The organism is Actinoplanes sp. NPDC049599, assembly GCF_044465625.1.
Classification (GTDB): domain Bacteria; phylum Actinomycetota; class Actinomycetes; order Mycobacteriales; family Micromonosporaceae; genus Actinoplanes.
Map to the genome: position 1 here is coordinate 1 of NZ_JBITLX010000074.1, position 1614 is coordinate 1614.

The following is a 1614-nucleotide window of genomic DNA, read 5'->3' on the forward strand; positions in this document are numbered from 1 at the left end:
CTGGTTCGCCCTGCCCACGCAGCGCTGGGCGTTCCGGGCCGACGGCGAGCGACTGAACCTGATCATCGACACGGCGACGCGGATGGCCGCCCTGTCCGGGCGGCACCTGCACCTGCGGGTGACGTCCCGGCCCTACCCCGCGGCCTCCTGGGCCCGGGCCCTGGACTCGCGCACCCCGGACCCGCTGCCCGGGGTGGACGGCAACACCTGGGCCGATCACCTGGTCAGCGCGCAGCAGCACGTCCGGGCCTCGACCATGGCCGAGAAGGAGGTCTACCTCGGGGTCCAGGTCAGCGAGCGCTCCCAGGTGGCCAACCTGACCCAGCGGATGCTGCGTCGTCCCACCCTGGGCGAGCTGCAGAAGGTGGACAAGGACGCGGCCCTGGTCGCCGAGGCGATAGCGGGCCCCGGGCTGGACGGGCGGCCGGTGACCCCGCGGGAGCTGGAGTGGCTGATGCGCCGCTCGCTCGGCCTCGGCCTGCCCGCCCCCGGCGCGCTCTCCCCGGTGCAGGACGGCCGCTGGGAGACCGAGGACCTGTACGAGCTCACCGAGGGCGTGGTGCACGAGGCGGAGCCGTTCGCGCCGACCGTCAAGATCATCCGCCGGGACCCCGGCGGGGCGGACTCGGAGCGGCACGTCAGCGTCCTGACCGTGGGCCGGGTGGACGAGATCGAGATCCCCGACCCGGCTCACGAACCCTGGCTGGTGCACGCCGACCGGCTGCCCTTCGCGGTCGAGTGGTCGATCCGGCTCGACGTGCTGGACGGTGACCAGGCCCTCGACGCGGTCCAGCGCAAGCTGCTGGTGGTCCGCGACATGCAGCGGCACTACCGGGACCACGACCTGGACGAGCCGCTGGCCCTGGAGCGCCAGGCCCGGCAGGCCCGGGCGATCGAGGACGAGATGTCGACCGGCGGGGACACCACCGCCTCCCGGGTGCACGGCTGGTTCCGGATCGCGGTCTCCGGGGCCTCCCAGGAAGAGGCCCTGGAACGGGCCCGGCAGGTGGTGGACACCTACCGGAAGCGCCAGATCACGATTGCCCACCCAAAGGGGCAGCACGGGTTGCTGCGCGAGTTCATCCCGGGGGAACCGCTGTCGTCCACCGCGTATCGCCGTCGCCTGCCCACGCTGTACTACGCGGCCGGGGTACCGGCGGCCTCGTCCTCCTTGGGCGACCGCCGCGGGCCGTACATCGGTCACACCGCGGCCTCGAGCCGTCGGGCAGTCATGTTCGACACGCACTTCGCCACCGAGGTCCGGGAGACCGCGGGCCTGGTGCCCATCGTCGGTGGTCTCGGCGCCGGAAAGAGTGTCCTGGCCGGGCTGATCACCTACGAGGCGGTGCGCCGGGGCATCACCTCGGTGATGCTCGACCCGTCCGGTCCGCTGGCCCGGCTGTGCGACCTCCCGGAACTGCGGGACCGGGCCCGGCACATCGACCTCACCTCAGCGCCGTCCGGAACGCTGAACCCGTACGCGGTGGTGGTCCAGCCGCGCCCGGAGGACTACCCGACCCTGGACGCCCTCGAGGAGGCCCGGACCCTGGCCGCCCAGGACCGGAAGCTGCTCGCACTGGACGTGGCCACCATGCTGCTGCCGGCCGGTCTGGC

1 pseudogene is annotated in these 1614 nt (G+C 73.2%); it reads left to right on the forward strand.

The features are described from left to right. Positions 1–1614, forward strand: a pseudogene (locus ACIBQZ_RS43230) (hypothetical protein); the annotation flags it as partial.